1 protein-coding gene (only partly in view) is annotated in these 26,946 nt (G+C 77.1%); it reads left to right on the top strand.

Annotation, left to right across the window (positions count from 1 at the left end):
- On the top strand, window positions 1-26,946 hold the 3' portion of the coding sequence (locus AB0K17_RS15520) for a type I polyketide synthase (protein ID WP_365983218.1). 1,470 nt of this gene lie to the left of the window's left edge; the window shows 26,946 of its 28,416 coding nt (coding positions 1,471-28,416); its start codon lies off the left edge, out of view; it ends in the stop codon at window positions 26,944-26,946.

Below are 26,946 nucleotides of genomic sequence, written 5' to 3'. Positions count from 1 at the left end.
GCCGACCACCTCGACGCCCACCCGGCCGACGCCGCCGGCATCGCCCACGGCCTGGCCACCACCCGCTCCGGCCTCGAACACCGCGCCGTGATCACCGCCGCCGGCACCGCCGAGGCCGCCGCGGCGCTGCGCGCCCTGGCCGCCGGCGAGCCCGGCGCGTACGTCCACGGCAGCGCCGCCGGCCGCACCCGGCTGGCCCTGCTCTTCGCCGGCCAGGGCTCCCAGCGCGCCGCCGCCGGCCGCGAGCTGTACGCCCGCTTCCCCGTCTTCGCCCAGGCCTTCGACGAGGCCGCAGCCCACCTCGACCCCGGCCTCGACACGCCGCTGAAGGACGTGCTCCTCGCCGATGAGGACGCGCCCGAGGCGGCCCTGCTGCAGCAGACCGGATACGCCCAGCCCGCGCTCTTCGCCCTGGAAGTGGCGCTGTTCCGCCTCGTGACCTCCTGGGGCGTCAAGCCCGACCACCTCGCCGGCCACTCCGTCGGCGAGATCGCCGCCGCCCACGCCGCCGGCGTGTTCTCCCTCGCCGACGCCGCCACCCTCGTCCTCGCCCGCGCCCGGCTGATGCAGGCGCTGCCCGCCGGCGGCGCGATGGTCGCCGTCGAGGCGACCGAGGCCGAGGTCCTGCCGCACCTGACCGAGGACGTCTCCCTCGCAGCCGTCAACGGCCCCACGGCGGTTGTGCTCTCCGGCGCCGAGGACGCCGTCGTGGCGCTCGCCGACCGCTTCGCGGCCGACGGCCGCCGCACCAGCCGGCTGCAGGTCTCCCACGCCTTCCACTCCCCGCTCATGGACCCCGTGCTGGAGGAGTTCCGCGCCGTCGTCGCCGGCCTCGACGCCCAGGCACCCGCCATCCCCCTCGTCTCCACCCTCACCGGCACCCTCGCCACCGTCGAGCAGCTCACCTCCGCCGGCTACTGGGCCGACCACGCCCGCCACGCCGTCCGCTTCGCCGACGCCCTCGCCTGGCTCGCCGGCCACGGCACCACCACCTTCCTCGAACTCGGCCCCGACGCCGTCCTCAGCGCCCTGACCCGCACCTGCCTGGAGGACGCCGCCGACCTCGCCGCCGTCCCCCTGCTGCGCCCCGGCCGCCCCGAGGAGGACAGCGCCACCGCCGCCCTGGCCCAGCTGTACGTGCGCGGCGTGCCCGTGCAGTGGCAGCCGTACTTCGCCGGCACCGGCGTGCGCCCCTGCGACCCGGCCGCCCTGCCCACGTACCCCTTCCAGCGGCGCCACTACTGGCCCAAGGGCATCACCCACGGCGGTGACGTGCGCGCCGCCGGGCTCGGCGCGGCCGGCCACCCCCTGCTGGCCGCGGCCGTGTCCATCGCCAACTCCGACGGCCTGCTGCTCACCGGCCGCCTCTCCCGCCGCACCCACCCCTGGCTCGCCGAGCACACCGTCGACGGCACCGTCCTGCTGCCCGGCACCGCCTTCGTCGAACTGGCCGTGCGCGCCGGCGACGAGGCCGGCTGCGACCGCATCGAGGACCTCACCCTCGCCGCCCCCCTCGTCCTGCCCGAGCAGGGCGGCGTCCAGGTGCAGGTGTGGGTCGGCAGCCCCGACGGCACCGGCCGCCGCGAAGTGAGCCTGCACTCCCGCCCCGAGGGCGACGAGGAACTGCCCTGGACCCAGCACGCCACCGGCACCCTCGCCCCCGGCGAGCACCGCGCCGCCCCCGGCGCCACCGCCGACCCCACCGCCTGGCCGCCCGCCGGCGCGCAAGCCCTGGACCTCGACGGCTTCTACGAGCGCCTCGCCGCCGCCGGATACGCCTACGGGCCCCTCTTCCGGGGCCTGCGCGGCGCCTGGCGCACCGGCGAGGACACCCTCCTCGCCGAGGTGACCCTGCCCCAGGAGGCCGGCGCCGACGCCGGTGCCTTCGGCATCCACCCCGCCCTCCTCGACGCCGCCCTGCACCCCTGCGCCCTGCTGGGCATCGCCGGCGTGCCCTTCGCCTGGCAGGACGTCTCCCTGCACGCCACCGGCGCCACCACCGTCCGCATCGAACTCACCCGCACCGGCGACGACGCGCTCTCCCTGGCCGTCGCCGACACCACCGGCGCCCCCGTCGCCTCCGTCGGCACCCTCGTGCTGCGCGCCCTGCCCGGCACCGCGACCGCCGGCGACCCGCTCGTACGCGACGCGCTGTTCGAACTGCGCTGGACCCCCGCGCGCGAGAGCACCTCCCGCACCCGGCCCGCCGACGTCGCCGTCCTCGGCCCCGACACCCTCGACCTCGCCGCCGCCCTCGGGGCACCCACCCTCGCCACCCTCGACGGCGACACCCCCGACCTCGTCCTCGTACCGCTCGCCGCCGCCGACGGCGACGACGCCGCCGCCTCGGCCCGCGCCCTGACCACCGGCGCCCTCGCCCACCTGCAGGCCTGGCTCGGCCGGGAACGCCCCGCCGACGCCCGGCTCGTGTTCGTCACCCGCGGCGCCGTCACCGCCGGCGGCCGCAGCGCGACCGACCCGGCGGCCGCCGCCGTGTGGGGCCTGGTGCGCTCGGCACAGAGCGAACACCCCGGCCGCTTCCGGCTGCTGGACCTCGACCCCGCCGACCCCACCACGGCCCCGCCCGCGGCGGCGCTGACCACCGACGAGCCGCAGAGTGCCGTCCGCGGCACCACCCTGCTCGCCGCCCGCCTGGCCCGCGCCACCACCCCGCTCGCCGCCGACGCCCCCGCCTGGAACCCCGACGGCACCGTCCTGCTCACCGGCGGCACCGGCCAGCTCGGCCGCGCCCTGGCCCGGCACCTGGTCGCCGGGCACGGCGTACGCCACCTGCTGCTGGCCGGCCGCCGGGGCGCCGATGCGCCCGGCGCCGACGCCCTGCGCACCGAACTCCTGGAGCTCGGCGCCCAGGTCACCGTCGAGGCCTGCGACCTCGCCGACCGCACCGCCGTCGACCGGCTCCTGGCCGCCGTGCCCGCAGCCCACCCGCTCACCGCCGTTGTGCACGCCGCCGGCGTCCTCGATGACGGCGTCGTGGAGGCCCTGACTCCCGACCGGCTCGCCGCCGTCCTGCGGCCCAAGGCCGACGCCGTCTGGCACCTGCACCAGGCCACCCGCGAGGCCGGCCTCGCCGCCTTCGTCGTCCTGTCCTCCTTCTCCGGCACCGTCGGCGCCCCCGGCCAGGGCAACTACGCCGCCGCCAACGCCTTCCTCGACGCCCTCGCCGCCCACCGGCACGCCGCCGGCCTGCCCGCCCTCTCCCTCGGCTGGGGCCCCTGGGCGCCCGCCGGCGCCGGCATGACCGGCGCCATGGGCGACGACGCGCTCGAGCGCCTGGCCCGCCGGGGCACGCCCGCCCTCACCGAGGAGCAGGGCCTCGCCCTCTTCGACGCCGCCCTCGCCGCCCGCACCCCCGTCCTGCTGCCCGTGCGCCTGGACCTGTCCGTCCTGCGCCTGCAGGGCGAGGTGCCCCCGCTGCTGCGCGGCCTGATCCGTACCCCGGTGCGCCGCAGCGCCGTCTCCGGCACCGAGACCGCCGTGGACCTCGCCCAGCGCCTGGCCCGCCTGGAGGCGCCCGAGCGCCTGCGCTTCGTGACCGACCTCGTCCGCGCCCAGGTCGCCGCCGTCCTCGGCCACACCGACCCCGGCGAGATCGACCCGGCCCGCCCCTTCCAGGACCTGGGCTTCGACTCGCTGACCGCCGTCGAGATGCGCAACCGCATCGGCACCGTCACCGGCCTGCGCACCCCGGCCACCCTCGTCTTCGACCACCCCAACGTCACCGCCCTGGCCACCCACCTCCTCGCGGAGCTCACGGGCGACGGGGCCGACGGGCCGGCCCCCGCCCCGCGCGCCGCCGCCGACGACCGGGACCCCGTCGTCATCGTCGGCATGAGCTGCCGCTACCCCGGCGGCGTCGCCTCCCCCGAGGACCTGTGGCGCCTGGTGGCCGAGGGCACCGACGCCATCACCGGCCTGCCCGCCGACCGCGGCTGGGACCTGGAGAACCTCTACCACCCCGACCCCGACCACCTGGGCACCACCTACACCCGCTTCGGCGGATTCCTGCACGACGCCGCCGAGTTCGACCCCGCCTTCTTCGGCATGAGCCCCCGCGAGGCCCTGGCCACCGACGCCCAGCAGCGCCTGCTGCTGGAGGCGTCCTGGGAGGCGATCGAGCGCGCCGGCATCGACCCGGTGTCCCTGCGCGGCAGCCAGACCGGCGTGTTCGCCGGCGTGATGTACAACGACTACGCGGCCACTCTCACCGGCGGCCGCTTCGAGGGCCACCAGGGCAGCGGCACCTCGCCCAGCATCGCCTCCGGCCGCGTCGCCTACACCCTGGGCCTGGAGGGTCCGGCCGTCACCGTCGACACCGCCTGCTCCTCCTCGCTGGTCGCCCTGCACTGGGCGATGCACGCCCTGCGGTCGGGGGAGTGCACGCTGGCCCTCGCCGGCGGCGTGACGGTGATGTCGACCCCGACCTCCCTGATCGAGTTCTCCCGCCAGCGCGGCCTGTCCCCGGACGGCCGGTGCAAGGCGTTCGCAGACTCCGCCGACGGCGTCGGCTGGGGTGAGGGCGTGGGCATGCTCGTTCTCGAACGGCTCTCCGACGCCCGCCGCAACGGCCACCGCGTCCTCGCCGTGGTCCGTGGCTCGGCGGTCAACCAGGACGGTGCCTCCAACGGGCTGACCGCGCCCAACGGCCCGTCCCAGCAGCGGGTGATCCGCCAGGCCCTGGCCGGTGCCGGCCTGACCACGGCCGATGTCGACGCCGTCGAGGGCCACGGCACGGGCACCACCCTGGGCGACCCGATCGAGGCCCAGGCCCTGCTCGCCACCTACGGTCAGGACCGGGACGCCGAACGGCCGCTGCTGCTCGGCTCGGTGAAGTCCAACATCGGCCACACCCAGGCCGCCGCCGGTGTCGCGGGTGTCATCAAGATGGTCATGGCGATGCAGCACGAGGCCCTGCCGCCCACGCTGCACGCCGGTCGGCCCTCCCAGCACGTCGACTGGGAGGCCGGGGCCGTCCGCCTGCTCACCGAGGAGACCCCCTGGCCGCGGGCGGGCCGCCCGCGCCGCGCCGGCGTGTCCTCCTTCGGCATCTCCGGCACCAACGCCCACCTCATCCTGGAAGAACCCCCGGCCACCGCCGAGCCGGCCGCCGCGGCCACGCAGCGGCCCGCCGTCGTGCCGTGGGTCCTCTCCGCCAAGAGCCGCTCCGCCCTGCGCGACCAGGCCGCACGCCTGCACGCCTTCGCCACCGCCCGCCCCGCGCTCGACGCGGCCGACGCCGGTCTCGCCCTGGCCACCACCCGCTCGGCCTTCGACCAGCGCGCCGTCGTCGTGGGCGACCGCGAGGAGCTGCTGCGCGCCCTGACCGCCCTCGCCACCGACCGGCCCGACGCCGCACTGGTGGAGGGCGAGAGCGGCACCGGTACCGCTCTCGCCCTGATGTTCGCCGGCCAGGGCTCCCAGCGCCCCGGCGCCGGCCGCGACCTGTACGCCCGCTTCCCCGCCTTCGCCGAGGCCCTCGACGAGGTCACCGCCGTCCTCGACCCGCTGCTCGGCCGGCCGCTGAAGGACGTGCTGTTCGCCGACGGCGACAGCCCCGAGGCGGAGCTGCTGCAGCACACCGGCCTCACCCAGCCCGCCCTCTTCGCCCTCGAAGTCGCCCTCCACCGGCTGCTGGCCTCCTGGGGCCTGCGCCCGGCCGTCCTGCTCGGCCACTCCGTCGGCGAGATCGCCGCCGCCCACGTCGCCGGCGTGCTCTCCCTGCCCGACGCCGCCCGACTCGTCGCCGCCCGCGCCCACCTGATGCAGGCCCTGCCCTCCGGCGGCGCCATGATCTCCCTGCAGGCCACCGAGGACGAGGTCGCCCCCCTCCTCGCCGGCCGTGAGCACGAGGTCTCCCTCGCCGCCGTCAACGGCCCCACCGCCGTCGTCATCGCCGGCGAGGAGGCCGCCACCGAGGAGATCGCCGCCGCCTTCGCCGCACAGGGCCGCAAGACCCGCCGCCTGCGCGTCAGCCACGCCTTCCACTCCCCGCTCATGGACCCCATGCTCGAGGAGTTCCGCCGCGTCGCCGAGACCCTCACCTACGCGCCCTTGACCGTCCCCGTCGTCTCCACCCTCACCGGCCGCACCGCCACCGGCGACGACCTGCGCACCGCCGCCTACTGGGTCGCCCACGCCCGCGGCACCGTCCGCTTCGCCGACGCCGTGCGCACCGCCCGCGCCACCGCGGCCGCCTTCGCCGAACTCGGCCCCGACGGCACCCTCACCGCCCTCGCCCAGGACACCCTGGCCGACGAGCCCGGCACCGACCTCGTGCCGCTGCTGCGCACCGACCGCGACGAGGAACGGGCCGTGACTACCGCCCTCGCCCGCCTGCACGTGCGCGGCACGCCCGTGGACTGGGCCGCCTACTTCGCGCCCACCGGCGCCCGTACCACAGACCTTCCGACGTACGCGTTCCAGCACGAGCGCTACTGGCCCGACACCGCCCCCGACCACGCCACCGCGCCCGTCGCCGATCCGGCCGACGCCGCTCTGTGGGGCGCGGTCGAACGCGGCGACGCCGGCGAGCTCGCCGGCCTCCTCGGCCTGCGCGACGAACAGCACGCCTCCCTCTACGCCCTGCTGCCGGCCCTGTCCTCCTGGCGCCAGCAGCGGCAGGAGAAGGCCCTGCTGGACTCCACCCGCTACCGCGTGCGCTGGCAGCCCGCCCGCGCCACCGCCGCACCCGTCCTGGAGGGCACCTGGCTCCTCGTCACCACCGAGGACCTCGCTCAGGAGACCGAGGAGATCCTCGACGCCCTCCGCGGCCACGGCGCCCGGTTCGCACAGCTCCTCGTCGACGGCACCGACCGCGCGGCACTCGCCGAACAGCTCGCACAGTTCCCGCACGCCGCCGGCATCGTCTCCCTGCTCCCGCTCGCCGACCGGCCCGGCCACGAGCCCGGCGACGCCCTGCCCACCGGGCTCACCGCGAGCATCCTGCTGCACCAGGCCCTCGACGACGCGGGCCTTGCCGCCCCGCTGTGGACGCTGACCCGCGGCGCCGTCACCACCGGCCCCGCCGACCCGCTCACCGCCCCGCTGCAGGCCGCCGCCTGGGGCCTGGGCCGGGTGGCCGCCCTCGAATCCCCGCACCGCCGCGGCGGCCTGATCGACCTGCCGCAGGCCCTCACCGCCCCCGCCACCCAGCAGCTCGCGAGCGCGCTCGCCGCCGACGGCGGCGAGGACCAGCTCGCCCTGCGCCCCGGCGGAGCCCTCGCCCGCCGCCTGGTACGCCACCCGCTCGCCGACCTGCCCCCGGCCGGCGCCTTCACCGCCTCCGGCACCGTCCTGATCACCGGCGGCACCGGCGCCCTCGGCGCCGACGTGGCCCGCTGGCTCGCCCGCAGCGGAGCCGCCCACCTCGTCCTCGCCGGCCGCCGCGGCCCCGACACCCCCGGCGCCGCCGACCTCGTCACCGAACTCGAGGCCCTCGGCGCCCGCGTCACCCTCGCCGCCTGCGACATCGCCGACCGCGAGGCCCTCACCGCCCTGCTGGCCGGCATCGACGACCTCACCGGCGTCGTCCACGCCGCCGGCGTCGGCCAGGCCGCGCCGCTGGCCGCCACCACCCCGGCCGAGGCGGCCGCCACCATGAGCGCCAAACTGCTCGGCGCCGCCCACCTCGACGCCCTCCTGGGCGAGCGCGACCTGGACTTCTTCGTCCTGTTCTCCTCCATTGCCGGCGTGTGGGGCAGCGCCGGACAGAGCGCCTACGGCGCCGCCAACGCCTACCTCGACGCCCTGGCGGAGCACCGCCGCGCCCGCGGCCTGGCCGCCACCTCGCTGGCCTGGGGCCCCTGGGCCGAGGCCGGCATGGCCACCCACGAGGCCGTCGCCGACCGGCTCCGGGCCGGCGGCCTGCGCTTCCTCGCCCCCGGCAGCGCCCTGGCCGAACTGCGCCGCGCCGTCGTCCAGCAGGACGTGACCGTCACCGTCGTCGACGTCGACTGGGAGCGCTACCACCCCGTCTTCACCTCCGTACGGCCCACCGCCTTCTTCGACGAACTCCCCGACGTGGCGGCCCTCGCCGCCGGTCGGGACGCCGCCGGCGGCGCCGCACCGGAGTTCGCCGGCCGGCTGCGCGGCCTGGACGACGCCGAGCAGGAGCGCCTGCTGACCGACCTCGTGCGCGCCGAGGCCGCCGTCGTCCTCGGCCACGCCTCCGCCGAGGGCGTCGCCGAGCGGCGGGCCTTCCGCGAGGCCGGCTTCGACTCGCTGACCGCCGTCGAGCTGCGGGGCCGCCTGGCCGACCTCACCGGCCTGCCGCTGCCCGCCACGATGGTCTTCGACTACCCCACCCCCGTCGCCCTGGCCCGGTTCCTGCGCGCCGAACTCCTCGGCGCCGCCGACGGCCCCGCCGCCCCCGCCGCGGCCGCGGCGGTCGGCTTCGACGAGCCCATCGCCATCGTCGGCATGAGCTGCCGCTTCCCCGGCGGGGTGCGCTCCGCCGAGCAGTTCTGGCAGATGGTCGCCGACGGCACGGATGCCATCAGCGACTTCCCCACCAGCCGCGGCTGGGACACCGAGGGCCTCTACCACCCCGACCCCGACCACCCCGGGACCAGCTACTCCACCCAGGGCGGATTCCTGCACGACGCGGGCGAGTTCGACGCCGGCTTCTTCGGCATCTCCCCGCGCGAGGCCCTGTCCATGGACCCCCAGCAGCGCCTGCTGCTGGAGACCACCTGGGAGGCGTTCGAACAGGCCGGCATCGACCCGGCGACCGTCCACGGCAGCGCCACGGGCACCTTCATCGGCTCCACCTACCAGGAGTACGGACTCGGCCTCGACGACGGCACCGCCGCCGGCCACGCCGTCACCGGCACCAGCCCCAGCGTCCTGTCCGGCCGCCTGGCCTACCTCTTCGGCCTGCAGGGCCCGGCCGTCACCGTCGACACCGCCTGCTCCTCCTCCCTGGTCGCCCTGCACCTGGCCTGCCAGTCCCTGCGCAACGGCGAATCCGCCCTCGCCCTCGCCGGCGGCGCCACCGTCATGACCACCCCCGCGCCCTTCATCGCCTTCAGCAAGCAGCGCGCCCTGGCCGGCGACGGCCGCTGCAAGGCCTTCTCCGACGGCGCCGACGGCATGACCCTCGCCGAGGGCGTCGGCATCCTCGTCCTCGAACGCCTCTCCGACGCCCGCCGCAACGGCCACCAGATCCTCGCCGTCGTCCGCGGCTCCGCCATCAACCAGGACGGCGCCTCCAACGGCCTGACCGCCCCCAACGGCCCCGCCCAGCAGCGCGTCATCCGCCAGGCCCTCGCCAACGCCGGCCTCCAGCCGGCCGACGTCGACGCCGTCGAGGCCCACGGCACCGGCACCGCCCTCGGCGACCCCATCGAGGCCCAGGCCCTGCACGCCACCTACGGCAAGGACCGCGACCCCGGGCGACCCCTGCTGCTCGGCTCCGTGAAGTCCAACATCGGCCACACCCAGTCGGCCGCCGGCGTCGCCGGCGTCATCAAGATGGTCATGGCCCTGCGCCACGGCACCCTGCCGCGCACCCTGCACGCCGCCACCCCCTCCTCGCACGTCGACTGGAGCCCCGGCACCGTCGCCCTGCTGCACGAGGACACCGACTGGGCCCCCGGCGAGCGGCCCCGCCGCTGCGCCGTCTCCTCCTTCGGCATCAGCGGCACCAACGCCCACGCCGTCCTGGAGGAGGCCCCCCGCCCCGGGCCGGCCCCGGCCCCCGCCGTGGCGCCCCCGGCCACCGTGCCGTGGGTGCTCTCCGCCCGTACGCCCGGCGCCCTGCGGGCCCGGGCCGCAGGGCTGGCCGACCACCTGAAGACCGTCGGCGAGGTCCGTGCCCTCGACGTCGCCCACACCCTGATCACCGCCCGCACCCTCTTCGACCACCGCGCCGTCGTCCTCGTCACCGGCGACGAGCCGCACCCCGAGGGCCTGGCCGCCCTCGCCGAGGGCCGCTCCGCGCCCGGCCTCGTCCAGGGCACCGCCGACATCGACGGCAGGACCGTCTTCGTCTTCCCCGGCCAGGGCTCCCAGTGGGCCGGCATGGGCGCCCGGCTGCTCGCCGAGTCGCCCGTCTTCGCCGAGCGCATCGCCGAGTGCGCCGCCGCCCTCGCCCCGTACGTCGACTGGTCCCTGACCGACGTCCTGCGGCAGAGCGAGGGGGCGCCCGGCCTGGAGCGCGTCGACGTCGTCCAGCCCGCCTCCTGGGCCGTCATGGTCTCCCTCGCCGCCCTGTGGCGCGCCCACGGCGTCACCCCCGACGCCGTCGTCGGCCACTCCCAGGGCGAGATCGCCGCGGCCGTCGTCGCCGGCGCGCTGTCCCTGCAGGACGGCGCCCGCGTCGTGGCCCTGCGCAGTCGGGCCATCGGCCGTGTCCTGGCCGGCTCCGGCGGCATGCTCTCCGTGCCCCTGCCCGTCGCCGAGGTGCGCGAGCGCCTGGCCGCCCACGGCGAGGGCCTGGCCGTCGCCGCCGTCAACGGCCCCCGCTCCGTCGTCGTCTCCGGGCCCGTGGCGCCGCTGGACGCCCTCCAGGCCGCACTCGTCGCCCAGGACGTGCGGGCCAAGCGCATCCCCGTCGACTACGGCTCCCACTCCGCCCAGGTCGAGCTGCTGCACGACGAGCTCCTCGCCGACCTCGCCCCCCTCGACCCGCGCCCGGCCCAGGTGCCCTTCCTGTCCACCGTCACCGGCGAACTCCTCGACGACGACACCCCGCTGGATGCCGCCTACTGGTACCGCAACCTGCGCCGGACCGTGGAGTTCGAGCCGGCCGTGCGCACCCTGCTCGCCAGCGGGCACCGCGCGTTCGTCGAGGTCAGCTCCCACCCGGTGCTGACCATGGCCGTCCAGGAGACCGCCGAGGCCGCCGGCACCCCCGCCGTCGCCCTCGGCACCCTGCGCCGCGAACAGGACGGCACCGACCGCTTCCTCGCCTCCCTCGCCGAGGCCTTCGTCCGCGGCGTGCGCACCGGCCTCGCCCGCCTCCTCGACGGCACCGGCGCCCGCCCCGTCGCGCTGCCCACCTACCCCTTCCAGCGCGAACACCTGTGGGCCGTCCCCGCCCAGCGCACCGCGACCGCCGACGGCGAGGCGGCCGACGGCGACTTCTGGGCCGCCGTCGAGGACGAGGACGTCGACGCCCTCGCCTCCCGGCTGCACCTCGACGGCGCCGCCCTGGCCCCCGTCCTGCCCGCCCTGTCGCAGTGGCGCAAGCGCCGCCGCGAGGAGTCCGCCGTCGACTCCTGGCGCTACCGCGCCACCTGGAAGCCCCTGACCGGCCTGCCCGCCGCGACCCTGACCGGCACCTGGCTGCTCGTCACCACCGAGGCCACCGACGCCGGCGACGTCACCGAGGCCCTGACCGCCCACGGCGCCCACGTCCACCCCCTCGTCCTCGACGACGCCTGCCTGGACCGCGCCGTCCTCGCCGAGCGCCTGACGGCCCTCGCCCTCGACGACGCCCCCGCGGGCGTGGTCTCCCTGCTCGCCGACGACGAGAGCACCTGCGCGAGCCACCCGGCCCTGACCCGCGGCCTCGCCCTGAGCGTCGCCCTGATCCAGGCCCTCGGCGACACCGGCACCGACGCACCCCTGTGGGCGCTGACCCGCGGCGCCGTCTCCACCGGGCGCGCCGACCGGCCCACCCGCCCCGGCCAGGCCCAGCTCCACGGCCTGACCTGGACCGCCGCCCTCGAACACCCCCACCGTGTCGGCGGCGTCGTCGACCTGCCCGAACATCTCGACCGCCGGGCCGGCGAACGCCTGGCCGCCGCCTTGACCGGCGCCACCGGCGAGGACCAGCTCGCCGTGCGCCCCTCCGGCGTCCTCGCCCGCCGTATCGTGCGTGCCGCGGCCGCCCGCACCGGTTCCGCCGGCACCTGGACCCCGCGCGGCACCACGCTCATCACCGGCGGCACCGGCACCCTCGCCCCGCACCTGGCCCGCTGGCTCGCCCGGCAGGGAGCGCAGCACATCGTGCTCGTCAGCCGCCGCGGCGCCGACGCCCCCGGCGCCGGCGACCTCGTCGGCGAACTCGCCGAGCTCGGCTGCACCGCCGTCCACGCCGCCTGCGACCTGACCGACCGCGACGCCCTCGCCGCCCTGCTGACCGGCCTGAAGGCCGACGGGCACATGCTGCGCACCGTCGTGCACACCGCCGCCGTCATCGAGCTCGCCACCCTGGAGGAGACGAGCCTGGAGGCCTTCGCCAAGGTCGTGGACGCCAAGGTCACCGGCGCCCGCCACCTGGACGAACTGCTCGACGAACTCCTGGACGAGGACGAGCTCGACGCCTTCGTCCTCTACTCCTCCACCGCCGGCATGTGGGGCAGCGGCCGCCACGCCGCCTACGTCGCCGGCAACGCCTACCTCAACGCGCTCGCCGAGCACCGCCGTGCCCGCGGCGCCCGCGCCACCTCCGTCTCCTGGGGCATCTGGGCGGACGACCTGAAGCTCGGCCGCGTCGACCCCGGCGCCATCCGCCGCAGCGGCCTGGTCTTCATGGACCCGCAGGCCGCCCTGACCGGCCTGCGCCAGGCCCTCGACGACCAGGAGGCCGTGCTCTCGGTCGCCGACGTCGACTGGGAGCGCTACCACCCCGTCTTCACCTCCGGGCGCCCCACCCGCCTCTTCGAGGACGTCCCCGACGTCGCCCGCCTGGAGCAGGAGAGCGCCACCGCCACCGGCTCCGACAGCGAGTTCGCCAACCGCCTCGCCGCCCTGCCCGCCGTCGAGCAGGAACGCGTCCTGCTCGACCTCGTCCGCGGCGAGGCCGCCGCCGTCCTCGGCCACGCCTCGCCCGACGTCCTCGCCGGGCAGCGCGCCTTCCGCGAGGTCGGCTTCGACTCCCTGACCGCCGTCGACCTGCGCAACCGCCTGTCGAACGTCACCGGGCTCGCCCTGCCGAGCACCATGGTCTTCGACTACCCCAACCCGCTCGCCCTCGTCGCCTTCCTGCGCGAACTGATCGCCGGCACCGATGCCGACGCCCCCACCGCCCACACCCGTGCCGCATCCGACGACGACCCCATCGCCATCGTCGGCATGAGCTGCCGCTACCCCGGCGGCATCGGCTCCCCCGAGCAGCTGTGGGACCTCGTCGCCGCAGGCGGCGACGCCATCGGCGAATTCCCCGCCGACCGCGGCTGGGACACCGAGGGCCTGTACGACCCCGACCCCGATGCCCCCGGCCGCACCTACTCCACCCGCGGCGGATTCCTGCACGACGTCGCCGACTTCGACGCCGCCTTCTTCGGCATCTCCCCGCGCGAGGCCCTCGCCATGGACCCCCAGCAGCGTCTGCTGCTGGAGACCGCCTGGGAGGCGATGGAACGCGCCGGCATCGACCCCGCCGCCCTGCGCGGCAGCCGCACCGGCACCTTCATCGGCGCCAGCTACCAGGACTACTCCACCGGCCCCGCCACCCCCGAGGGCAACGAGGGCCACCTGATCACCGGCACCATCTCCAGCGTCCTGTCCGGCCGCCTGTCCTACACCTTCGGCTTCGAAGGCCCCGCCGTCACCCTCGACACCGCCTGCTCCTCCTCCCTGGTCGCCCTGCACCTGGCCTGCCAGTCCCTGCGCAACGGCGAATCCGCCCTCGCCCTCGCCGGCGGCGTGTCCGTCATGGCCACCCCCAGCGCCTTCGTCGGCTTCAGCCGCCAGCGCGCCATGGCCGCCGACGGCCGCTGCAAGGCGTACGCCGAGGCCGCCGACGGCATGAGCCTGGCCGAAGGCGTCGGCCTTGTCCTGCTGGAGCGCCTCTCCGACGCGCGTCGTAACGGCCACCAGGTCCTCGCCGTCGTGCGCGGCTCGGCCGTCAACCAGGACGGCGCCTCCAACGGGCTCACCGCCCCCAACGGCCCCTCCCAGCAGCGCGTCATCCGCCAGGCACTGGCCAACGCGGGCGTCACCGCCGCCGACGTGGACGTCGTCGACGGCCACGGCACCGGTACGAAGCTCGGCGACCCCATCGAGGCCCAGGCCCTGCTGGCCACCTACGGCCAGGACCGGGACGCCGAACGGCCCCTGCTGCTCGGCTCGGTGAAGTCCAACATCGGCCACACCCAGATGGCCTCCGGCGTCGCCAGCGTCATCAAGATGGTCATGGCCATGCGCCACGGCACCGTCCCGCGCACCCTGCACGTCGACCGGCCCTCCAGCCACGTCGACTGGGCCTCCGGCGCCATCCGGCTGCTGACCGAGGAACAGCCCTGGCCCGAGACCGGCCGCCCGCGCCGCGCCGGCGTGTCCTCCTTCGGCCTGAGCGGCACCAACGTCCACACCGTCCTCGAACTCCCGGCCCCCGCCGAGGAGAGCGCGACCACCGAGGCCACCGGGCAGCCGCCCGCCGCCGTGCCGCTCGTGCTGTCCGCCCGCACCGAGGACGCCCTGCGCGAGCAGGCGGCCCGGCTGCTGGACCTCGTACGGCAGCACCCCGCCCTGCCGGCCGCCGACCTGGCCCGCTCCCTGGCCACCACCCGTGCGGCCCTCGACCACCGCGCCGCCGTCGTCACCGCCGACCACGACACCCTCCTGCGGGCGCTGACGGCCCTGCACACCGGCACCCCCGACGCCGCGCTGCTCACCGGCCGCCCCGCCGGCGGCCGCCTGGCCTTCCTCTTCACCGGCCAGGGCAGCCAGCGCCCGGGCATGGGCCGGGAGCTCTACGAGCGCTACCCGGTCTACGCCGAGGCCCTCGACGCCGTCCTCGCCCGCTTCGACCTCGACCTCGACCGCCCCCTGCGCGAGGTCATGGCCGACGGCGGGGAGCTGCTGGACGACACCGCCTACACCCAGCCCGCCCTCTTCGCCCACGAGGTGGCCCTCTACCGGCTCGCCGCATCGTGGGGCCTGAAGCCCGACTACCTCGCCGGGCACTCCATCGGCGAATACGCCGCAGCCCATGTCGCCGGCGTGCTCTCCCTGGAGGACGCCTGCACCCTCGTCGCCGCCCGCGGCCGCCTCATGGCCGCCCTCCCGCGCGGCGGGGCCATGGTCGCCGTCCAGGCGACCGAGGAGGAGGTCCTGCCCCTGCTCGACGGGCGGCAGGCAGAGGCCGGCATCGCCGCCGTCAACGCCCCCGGCTCCGTCGTGATCGCCGGTGACGAGGACACCGTCCTCGCCGTCGCCGCGCACTTCGCCGACCAGGGCCGGCGCACCCGGCGCCTGACGGTCAGCCATGCCTTCCACTCGCCCCGCATGGACGCCATGCTCGACGACTTCGCCCGCGTCGCCGCCGGCGTCACCTACCGCGAGCCCGTCGTCCCCATCGTCTCCACCGTCACCGGCACCCTCGCCGTCACCGGCGAACTCACCACGCCCGCCTACTGGACCCGCCAGGTCCGCGCCACCGTGCGCTTCGCCGACGCCGTACGCCACCTCGCCGACCACGGCGTGACCGCCTTCCTCGAACTCGGCCCCGACGCCGTGCTGACCGGCACCGTCCCCGAGAGCGCCGGCGAGGACACGGCGACCGTCGTCGCCGTCCCCGTCCAGCGCCGCGACCAGCCCGAGGCGCAGGCCGCCATGGCGGCCCTGGCCCGGCTGTACGTCCACGGCGGCGTACGCCCCGACTGGGCGGCCGTCTTCGCCGGCACCGGCACCCGCCGCGTCGACCTGCCCACCTACCCCTTCCAGCGCCGCCGCTACTGGCCCGAGGCCCCGGCCGGCGCCCCGGCGGCCCCGGCCCCGGTCGACGCCGCCGACGCCGAGTTCTGGTCCGCCGTCGAACGCCGGGACCTGCCCGCCCTGGGCGCCTCCCTGGACCTCGACGACGCCACGCTCACCACCGTCGTGCCCGCCCTGTCCTCCTGGCGCCGCCGGCGCCGCACGGAGACCGCCGCGGCCGACTGGCGCTACCGCATCACGTGGAAGCCGCTGACCGGCCTGCCCGCCGCCACCGCGACCGGCACCTGGCTGGTGCTCACCCCCGCCGGCCTCACCGGATCCGACCGGGCCTGGGCGGAGACGGTCACCGGCGCCCTGGGCACCGAAACGGTACGCATCGAGGTCACCGCACACGACCGCGAGCAGCTCACGGCCCGCCTGCGCGAGGTGCCGGCCGGCATCAGCGGCGTGCTGTCCCTGCTGGCACTGGACGAGACCCCGATCCGCGCCACGGACCTGCCCGACGGCGTGCCCGCCGCCCGGACCGCCTCCGACACCGCGGAACCCTCCGCCGACGGGGACACCGACCTGCCCTCCGGGCTGCTCCTCACCCTCGCCGCCGTCCAGGCCCTCGGCGATGCCGGGATCGACGCGCCGCTGTGGTGCGCCACCCGTGCCGCCGTGTCCGTCGGGCGCGCCGAGGCCGGCGCCTCGCCGCTCCAGGCCGCCGTCTGGGGGCTGGGCCGCGTCGTCGGCCTCGAACACCCCGAGCGCTTCGGCGGGCTCGTCGACCTGCCCGCCGACCCCGACGCCGCCACCCTGCGCCGCTTCACCGGCGTCCTGGCCGGGGCGGGGGAGGAGAACCAGCTGGCGCTGCGCGGCACCGCCGTCTACGCCCGACGCCTGGCCCACCACCCCGTACCGGCGCGCCCGGCCCGCCCGTACACGCCCACCGGCACCGTGCTGGTCACCGGCGGCACCGGCGCCCTGGGCGGCCACGTGGCCCGCTGGCTCGCCGAGCACGGGGCCGAGCACCTGCTGCTCGTCAGCCGCAGCGGCCCCGACGCCCCCGGAGCCGGCGAACTGCGCGCCGAACTGGCCGCGCTCGGCACCGAGGCGACCCTCGCCGCCTGCGACGTCGCCGACCGCGACGCGCTCGCCGCCGTCCTGGCCGCCGTGCCCGAAGACCGCCCGCTCACCGCCGTCTTCCACACCGCCGGCACCGTCGACGACGGCGTCGTCGACGCCCTGACGCCGCAGAAGTTCACGGCCGTCCTGCGCGCCAAGGTCACCGCCACGCGCGTCCTGCACGAGCTGACGCACGACCACGACCTGGCCGCGTTCGTCCTGTTCTCCTCCACCGCCGGCACCCTCGGCGCGCCCGGCCAGGGCAACTACGCCGCCGCCAACGCCTTCCTCGACGCCTTCGCCGCCCACCGCCGCGCCCTCGGCCTGCCCGCCACCGCGCTCGCGTGGGGCCCCTGGGCCGAGGCCGGCATGGCCGGGGCGGCCGGGGTCGACACCCGCGTACGGCGCGGCGGCTTCACGCCCATGGCCCCCGCCACCGCCCTGACCGCACTGCGGCACGCCCTCGAGCACGACGACACCGCCGTGACCGTCGCGGACGTCGACTGGGAGCGGTACGCCGGCGTCTTCGCCCGCTCCCGCCCGAACCCGCTGATCGCCGACCTGCCCGAACTGCGCCGGCCCGCCGCACCGCAGGCCGCCACCGCGCACGCCCCGCAGTCCGGCGACGCGGCCGGGGCGCTGCGCGCGCAGCTCGCCGGCCTCGCCGAGTCCGCCCGGCCCCGCTTCGTCCTGGACCTGCTGCGCGGCCACGTCGCCGCCGTCCTCGGCCACTCCGGCGGCGAGACCGTCGGCGCCGACCAGCCCTTCACCGACCTCGGCTTCGACTCGCTGACCATCGTCGAACTGCGCAACAGCCTCACCGCCACCACCGGCCTGCGCCTGCCGGCGACCCTCGTCTACGACTACCCCACCCCGCTCGCCCTCGCCGACTTCCTGCTCGCCGAACTGCTGGGCACGCTGCCCGAGGCGGCCGCCCCCGCCCCGGCCGCCGCGACCGGCACCGCCGACGACCCCGTCGTCGTGGTCGGCATGAGCTGCCGCTTCCCCGGCGGCATCGCCTCCCCCGAGGACCTCTGGCAGCTGCTCGCCCGCGGCGAGGACGCCATCGGCGCCTTCCCCGCCGACCGCGGCTGGGACCTGGAGCACCTCGCCCGCGGCGGATCGGCCACCCTCGAAGGCGGCTTCCTCGACGGCGTCGGCCTTTTCGACGCCACGTTCTTCGGCATCTCGCCGCGCGAGGCCCTGGCCATGGACCCGCAGCAGCGCCTGCTGCTGGAGACCACGTGGGAGGTCTTCGAGCGCGCCGGCATCGACCCGACCTCGCTGCGCGGCTCCCGCACCGGCGTCTTCGTCGGCACCAACGGCCAGGACTACGCCACCGTGCTGCGCACCGGCACCGCCGATGTGCGCGGCCACGTCGCCACCGGCACCACCGCCAGCGTCATGTCGGGCCGCCTGTCGTACACCCTGGGCCTGGAGGGCCCCGCGGTGACCGTCGACACCGCCTGTTCCTCCTCCCTGGTGGCCCTGCACATGGCGGCCGCCTCCCTGCGCTCCGGCGAGTGCTCGCTCGCGCTCGCCGGCGGCGTGTCCGTCATGTCCAGCCCGGACGCCTTCGCCGAGTTCACGGCGCAGGGCGGCCTGGCCCCCGACGGCCGCTGCAAGGCCTTCTCGGACACCGCCGACGGCACCAGCTGGTCGGAGGGCGTGGGCGTGCTCGTCCTGGAGCGCCTGTCCGACGCGCGCCGCAACGGCCACGAGGTCCTCGCGGTGATCCGCGGCTCGGCCGTCAACCAGGACGGCGCCTCCAACGGCCTGACCGCGCCCAACGGGCGCGCCCAGCAGCGGGTCATCCGCCAGGCCCTGGCCGACGGCCGGCTGCGGCCCGCCGACGTCGACGCCGTCGAGGCGCACGGCACCGGCACCACCCTGGGCGACCCCATCGAGGCGCACGCCCTGATGGCCGCCTACGGGCAAGGCCGCGAGGCCGGGCGGCCGCTGCTGCTCGGCGCGGTGAAGTCCAACCTCGGCCACACGCAGGCCGCCGCCGGTGTCGCCGGCGTCATCAAGATGATCCTGGCCATGCGCCGGGGCGTCGTGCCGCGCACCCTGCACGCCGGGACGCCGTCCTCGCACGTCGACTGGTCGGCGGGCAGTGTCGCGCTCGTCACCGAGGAGCGGTCCTGGCCGGCGGCCGACCGCCCGCGCCGGGCGGGCGTCTCCGCGTTCGGCGTGAGCGGCACCAACGCCCACGTCATCGTCGAACAGGCCCCCGACGCGCCCGAGGCACCGGGCGCCTCGCGCCCCGCACCGGCCGCCGTGCCGTGGGTCGTCTCCGCCCGGACCGAGGCCGCGCTGGCCGCCCAGGCCGAGCGGATCACCGCGCTCACCGGCGTGTCCCCGCTGGACGTGGGCCACTCCCTGGCCACGGGCCGGGCGGCCTTCGCCCACCGCGCCGTCCTGCTCGCCGACGGCGAGCGGATCACCGAACTCGCCCGCGGCATCGCCCGGGAGATCCCCGGCGGACCGGCGGTGCTCTTCTCCGGCCAGGGCGCACAGCGCGCCGGCGCGGGCCGGGAGCTGTACGAGCGGCACCCGGTCTTCGCCGCGGCCCTGGACGAGGTCACGGCCCACCTCGACCCCGAACTGACCCGGCCCCTGCGGCAGGTGATGAACGGCGAGGCGGACGGCCTCGACGAGACGGGCTTCACCCAGCCCGCCCTGTTCGCCCTCGAAGTGGCCCTGTTCCGGCTGATCGAGTCCTGGGGCGTCACCCCCGGCTTCGTGGCCGGCCACTCGGTCGGTGAGATCGCCGCGGCCCACGTCGCCGGAGTGCTGTCCCTGGAGGACGCCTGCCGGCTGGTCGCCGCCCGGGCACGGCTGATGGACGCGCTGCCCGCCGGCGGTGCCATGGTCGCCGTCCAGGCGACCGAGGAGGAGATGACCGCCCGCCTCGCCGAGGGCGTCTGCATCGCAGCCGTCAACGGCCCGGCCTCCGTGGTGATCTCCGGCGAGGAGTCCGCCGTCCTGCGGGCCGCCGAGGGGCTGAAGTCCCGGCGCCTGAAGGTCAGTCACGCCTTCCACTCGGCGCTGATGGAACCGATGCTCGACGGCTTCCGGCAGGTGGCCGAGCAGCTGACGTACGCCGCCCCGCGGATCCCGCTGGTCTCCAACGTCACCGGCGGCCTCGCCGACGCCGGCCTGGTCTGCTCGCCCGAGTACTGGGTGCGGCACGTGCGCGAGACCGTCCGCTTCGCCGACGGCATCCGCACCCTCGCCGCGGAAGGCGCCACCGCCTTCCTCGAACTGGGCCCCGACGGCACCCTCACCGCCCTCGCCCAGCTCACCCTCGACCCCGAGCAGCAGCCGGTCGCCGTCCCCGCACTGCGCAAGGACCGCGACGAGGACACCGCCCTGCTCATCGCCCTCGCCCACCTGCACGTCGCCGGCGTCGACGTCGACTGGGCCGCCTGGTACGCCGGTACGGGTGCCCGGCGCGTCGACCTGCCCACCTACCCCTTCCAGCGCCAGTGGTACTGGCCGGAGAAGGCCCCCGCCGCACCTGCCGGCACCGACCCCGCCGACGCGGAGTTCTGGGCCGCGGTCGAGCGCGCGGACACCCCCGCCCTGGCCGACGCCCTCGGCCTCGACGACACCTCCCTGTCCGCACTCGTCCCCGCCCTGTCCGCCTGGCGCCGCCGGCGCACCGCCCAGGCCGAGGCCGACCACCTGCGCTACACCGTCACCTGGAAGCCGCTGACCGCCGCGCCCGCCGCCGCACCGGCCGGCACCTGGCTGGCCCTGCTCCCCGCCGGCACCGCCGACGACCCGTGGACGGCCGCGGTCACCGGGGCCCTCGGCACCGACGCCGTGCTCGTCGAGACCGACCCCGCCGACACGGCGGCCCTCGCCGGACGCCTGACGGCTCTCGCCGCGGACCACGGCGGCTTCGCCGGCGTGCTGTCCCTGCTCGCCACCGGCGGCACCCTCGACGGCCCGGCCCGCCCCGACGTCGCCGTCCGCGCCCTGGCCGACGCCGGCATCGACGCGCCCCTGTGGTGCCTGACCCGCGGCGGTGTCTCCACCGGCCGCAGCGAACCGGTCACCGACGCCACCCAGGCCGCCGTCTGGGGCCTGGGCCGCGTCACCGCCCTCGAACACCCCGACCGCTGGGGCGGCCTGATCGACGCACCCGCCACCGTGGACCGGCGCACCGCCGACCGGCTCCGCGCGGTCCTGGCCGGCACCACCGGCGAGGACCAGGTGGCGCTGCGCCCCTCCGGCGCCTTCGCCCGCCGCCTCGTGCGGGCCACCGCCGACGCACAGGCCGCGCCCTGGCAGCCCACCGGCACCGTGCTCGTCACCGGCGCCGTCACCGGCTTCGCCGGCCACGTCGCCCGCTGGCTCGCCCGCAACGGGGCCGGGCACGTCCTGCTGACCGGCGCCACCGCGCCGGAGGCGGCCGCCCTGCGGACGGACCTCGCCGCACTCGGCACCGAACTCACCCTGCTCACCTGCCCCCTCACCGACCGCGAGCCCCTTGTCGCCGCCCTCGCGGCGCTCCCTGCCGACCTGCCGCTGACCGCAGTGCTGCACACCGGTGAGAACACCGCCGCACACGACCCGGTTGCCGTTCGCGAGGACGTCGAGGCCCTGGACGCCGCGCTGCTCGCGGCCCTGGGCGAGGGGCACACCCTGCAGGCGTACGTCCTGTTCTCCTCCATCGCCGCCGTCTGGGGCGTCAGCGGCCAGGGCGCCGGGGCCGCCGCGGGCGCCTGGCTGGACGCCCACGCACTGCAGCGCCGCGCCGCGGGCACGCCCGCCCTGAGCGTGGCGTGGGCCGCCTGGGCGGACACCGCCCCCGACGGCCTGACCACCCACCTGCGGGCCAACGGCCTGCCGCCGCTGGACGCCGAGCGGGCGCTCGCCGCCCTCGCCCGGTCCCTGGACACCGGTGAGGCCGCGGTGACCGTGGCCGACGTCGTGTGGGACCGCTTCGCACCGGCCTTCACCCGTACCCGTCCCAGCCGGCTGTTCGCCGAACTGCCCGAGGCCCACCGGGCCCTCGCCGACGCCCCGGAGGGCGGCGAGGCCACGGCCGGCACGGCCGCGGCCCTGCGCGAGCGCCTGCGGCCGCTGGCGGCCGCCGGGCAGGCTGAGGCCCTGCTGGAGATCGTCCGCACCGAGGCGGCCGGCGTCCTCGGTTTCCCCGACGCCCACGCCGTGCCCGCGCACCTGGCCTTCCGCGACCTCGGCTTCGACTCGCTGACCGCCGTCGACCTGCGCAACCGGCTCGGCACCGCCACCGGCCTGACCCTGCCGGCCACCCTGGTGTTCGACTACCCCACGGCCGAGGGCCTCGCCGCCCACCTGCGGGCCGAACTCCTCGGCGACACCGGCCCCGAGCACGCCGCCCCCGTCCCGTACGCCGCGGCCGCCTCGGACGACCCCGTCGTCATCGTCGGCATGAGCTGCCGCTACCCGGGCGGCGTCCGCTCGCCCGAGGACCTGTGGGAGCTGGTGACGGCCGGGACCGACGCCATCGGCGCCTTCCCCGCCGACCGCGGCTGGGACCTCGCACGGCTGCGCAGCGGCGACCGCGACGGCCGCGGCCGCAGCGTCACCGGGGAGGGCGGCTTCCTCTACGACGTCGCCGACTTCGACCCCGGCTTCTTCGGGATCTCCCCGCGCGAGGCCATGGTGATGGACCCGCAGCAGCGCCTGGTCCTGGAGGCCGCCTGGGAGGCGCTGGAGCGCACCGGCGTCGACCCGGCCGCCCTGCGCGGCGGCGACACCGGCGTCTTCGTCGGCGGCGGCACCGGCGACTACCGGACGGAGGCCGGCCAGCTCGGCCACGCCCAGACCGCCCAGTCGGCCAGCCTCCTCTCCGGCCGCCTGTCCTACACCTTCGGCCTCGAAGGCCCCTCCGTCAGCGTCGACACCGCCTGCTCCTCCTCGCTGGTGGCACTGCACCTGGCCGCCCAGGCCCTGCGGGCGGGGGAGTGCTCCCTCGCCCTCGCGGGCGGAGTGACGGTGATGTCCACGCCGGTGAACTTCGTGGAGTTCGGCGAGATGGGCGCCCTGTCCCCGGACGGCCGCTGCAAGGCGTTCTCCGACGCCGCCGACGGCACCGGCTGGTCGGAGGGCGTGGGCATGCTCGTCCTCGAACGCCTCTCCGACGCCCGCCGCAACGGCCATGAGGTCCTCGCCGTCCTGCGCGGCTCCGCCGTCAACCAGGACGGTGCCTCCAACGGCCTGACCGCCCCCAACGGCCCCTCCCAGCGCCGCGTCATCCGCCGGGCCCTGGCCACCGCCGGCCTGAGTGCCGCGGACGTCGACGCCGTCGAGGCGCACGGCACCGGTACGACACTGGGCGACCCGATCGAGGCGCAGGCCCTGCTGGCCACCTACGGCCAGGACCGGCCCGCCGAACGGCCCCTGCTGCTCGGCTCGCTGAAGTCCAACATCGGCCACACGCAGGCCGCCGCCGGCGTCGCGGGCGTCATCAAGATGGTCCAGGCGATGCGGCACGGCGTCCTGCCCCGTACGCTGCACGCCGACCGGCCCTCGCAGCACGTCGACTGGACGGCCGGCGCCGTGCGCCTGCTCACCGAGCGCACTGAGTGGCCCGCGACCGACCGCCCGCGCCGGGCCGGCATCTCCGCCTTCGGCGCCAGCGGCACCAACGCCCACGTCATCATCGAACAGCCCGACACCGGCGAACGCCCCGTCGAGCAGCCCGCATCGCAGGCTCCCGCCGAGCCGGTGACCGTCCCCGTACCGCTGTCGGCCGCCACGCCGCAGGCCCTGCGCGCCCAGGCCGCCCGCCTGTACGCCCACGCGGCCGCCCGCCCCGAACTGACCACCGCCGACCTCGCCCTGTCGCTGGCCACCACCCGCTCGGCCTTCGAGCACCGCGCAGCCGTCGTCACCTGCGACCGCGCCGAGCTCCTGCAGGGTCTCGAGGCGCTCGCCGACGGGCGCAGCACGCCCCACGTCGTCCGGGGCACGGCCGCCGCACGCGGCGGGAAGCTGGCGTTCCTCTTCTCCGGTCAGGGCTCGCAACGCCCCGGCACGGGACGGCAGCTGTACGCCCGCCAGCCGGTCTTCGCCGAGGCACTCGACGCGGTGACCGCGCACTTCGACGCGGAGCTGGAACGACCGCTGCGCGAGGTGATGTTCGACGACAGTGCGGACGCCGGGACGCTGCTGGACGACACCGGGTACACCCAGCCCGCGCTGTTCGCCCTCGAAGTGGCCCTCTTCCGCCTCGCCGAATCCGCCGGGCTGCGCCCGGACTTCGTCGCCGGCCACTCGATCGGCGAGATCGCGGCCGCCCACGTCGCCGGCGTGCTGTCCCTGGAGGACGCCTGCCGCCTCGTCGCCGCCCGGGCCCGGCTGATGCGGGCGCTGCCCGCCGGCGGTGCCATGGCCGCCCTGCAGGCCACCGAGGCCGAGGTCCTCGCCGCCCTCACCGAGGGCGTGGACATCGCGGCCGTCAACGGCCCGCAGTCCGTGGTCGTCTCCGGCGACGAGGACGCCGTCCTCGCCCTCGCCGCGGCGTTCGCCGCGGACGGCCGCAAGACTAGGCGTTTGCGGGTCAGCCATGCATTTCACTCGCTGCACATGGACGCCATTCTCGAGGACTTCCGGCGCGTGGCCGGCAGCGTGACCTACGCCGCCCCCACGATCCCCGTCGTGTCCAACGTCACCGGCGACGTGGCGAGCGAGGACGAGCTGCGCAGCCCCGAGTACTGGGTGCGCCACGTGCGCGAGGCCGTACGCTTCGGCGCCGGCATCGCCGCCCTCGCCGGCCGCGGCGTGAGTGCGTTCGCCGAACTCGGCCCCGACGGGGTGCTGTGCGCCCTCGCCCGGGAGACCCTCGACGCCGACGGCTCGACGGCACCGGCGATCCCCGTCCTGCGCAAGGACCGCGACGAGCAGACGTCCCTGATGACCGCCCTGGCCCGGCTCCACGTCGACGGCGCCCCGCTGCGCTGGGAGGCCCTGGCCGGCCCCGCCGCCCGCCGCGTGGACCTGCCCACCTACCCCTTCCAGCACCAGCGGTTCTGGCCCGACCACCGGCCGGCCCCCACCCCCGCCGCCACGGGCGGCCGGGACGAGGGCTTCTGGACCGCCGTACGCGACCAGGACCTCACCGCCCTCGAATCCACCCTCGACGTCGACGGCGAGGCCCTCGCCAAGGTCCTGCCCGCCCTCGCCGACTGGCGCCGCCGCAGCAGCGACCGGGCCACGATCGACGGCTGGCGGCAGCAGATCACCTGGAAGCCGCTCCCGGCGGCCGGGCCCGCCCGCCCGGCCGGCACCTGGCTCGCCGTCCTCCCGGCCGACCACGCCGAGGACCCCTGGGCCGCCGACGCCCTGCGCCCCCTGGGCGCCGCGGCCGTACGCCTGGGCGTGGCCGCCGGCACCGGACGCGCCGAACTCGCCGCGGCCCTGCGCGACCACGCCGCCGCCCACGGCACGTTCACCGGCGTCGTCTCGCTGCTCGCCCTCGCCGACCGCCCGGTGGCCGACGGCGCCGCCCCCGCGGGCCTGGCCCTGACCGCCGTCCTCGTCCAGGCCCTGGGCGACGCCGCGATCGACGCGCCGCTGTGGTGCGTCACCCGCGGCGCGGTCGCCGTCACCCCGACCGAGGACGTCCCCGGCACCGCCCAGGCCGCCGTCTGGGGCCTGGGCCGGGTCACCGCCCTCGAACACCCCCGGCGCTGGGGCGGTCTGATCGACCTGCCCGCCGTCCTCGACGAGCGCACCGCCGCCCGCTTCGGCGGCGTCCTGGCCGACCCCGCGGGCGAGGACCAGATCGCCGTCCGGCCCACCGGCGCCCACGGCAGGCGGCTGACCCCCCTGCCCGCCGGCGACGACGCCCCCGCTTGGCAGCCCACCGGCACCGTCCTGGTCACCGGCGGCACCGGCGCCCTCGGCGCCCACGTGGCCCGCGACCTGGCCCGGGCCGGCGCCGCGCACCTGCTCCTCGTCAGCCGCCGCGGCCCCGACGCGCCCGGCGCCGAGGCCCTGCGCGCCGAACTCCTGGAGCTCGGCGCCAAGGTGACCGTCGCCGCCTGCGACGTCACCGACCGCGAGGCGCTCGCCGCCCTCCTGGCCGGCATCCCCGCCGACGCACCCCTGACCGCCGTCGTGCACAGCGCCGGCATCGTCGACGACGGCGTCGTCGACGGCCTGACCCCCGAGCGCCTGGACGCCGTCCACCGGGCCAAGGCCGCCTCCGCCCTCGCCCTGCACGACCTGACGCGCGAGCACGACCTGCAGGCCTTCGTCCTGTTCTCGTCGGCCTCCGCCACCGTCGGCAACCCCGGCCAGGGCGGCTACGCCGCCGCCAACGCCGTCCTGGAGGCGCTCGCCGAGCACCGCCGCGCCCACGGCCTGGCCGCCACCGCCATCGCCTGGGGCGCCTGGGACGGCGGCGGCATGGCCGCCGACCCCCGGGCCGCCGCCGCGGCCCGCCGCACCGGCGTCCGGCCCCTGGACCCCGCCCTCGCGGCGCAGGCCCTGCGCCACGCGGTCGCCGACACCCGGCCGGTCCAGGTCGTCGCCGACGTCGAACCCACCCGGTTCGCCGCCGCCTTCACCTCCGTACGGCCCAGCCCGCTGCTCGCCGACCTCGCCCCGGCCACCCCGGAGCCGGCGGACGCAGCAGCCGGCGCCGCCGGCGGCGACGACCTGCGCCGGCACCTGGCGGACCTGCCCGCCGCCCGCCGCCGCGAGACCGTCCTGCAGCTGGTACGTGAACGGGCCGCGGCCGTCCTCGGCCACCCCGGCGCCGACGCCGTCGGGGCCGACCGGGCCTTCCGCGACCTGGGCTTCGACTCCCTCGCCGCGGTCGAGCTGCGCAACCAGCTCGGCGCCGCCACCGGCCTGGAGCTGGCCGCCACGCTCGTCTTCGACCACCCCACCCCGGTGGACCTGGCCGAACACGTCCTGCGGCTCGTCCTCCCCGACGACGGCGAGGACACGGCGACGACGGCCGGCGACGCCGACCTCGACCAGGCCGGCCTGCGCGCCCTGCTCGCCTCCGTCCCCCTCGCCCGGCTGAGGGAGGCGGGCGTCCTCGAACCCCTGATGAAGCTCGCCGCCGACATGGCGGCCTCCGGCGAGGACACCACGGAGCAGAGCACCACCGGCGCCTACGAGGAATCGATCGACGCCATGGACGTCGACGCCCTGGTGCGCGCGGCCATGGACGGCACCACCACCGAGACGCGGGACTGA

Origin of the sequence: Streptomyces sp. NPDC049585 (assembly GCF_040675615.1) — a bacterium.
GTDB lineage: Bacteria > Actinomycetota > Actinomycetes > Streptomycetales > Streptomycetaceae > Streptomyces > Streptomyces luteosporeus.
The sequence above is the reverse complement of the archived record's forward strand: the minus strand, read 5'-3'. Positions and strand labels throughout refer to the sequence as shown.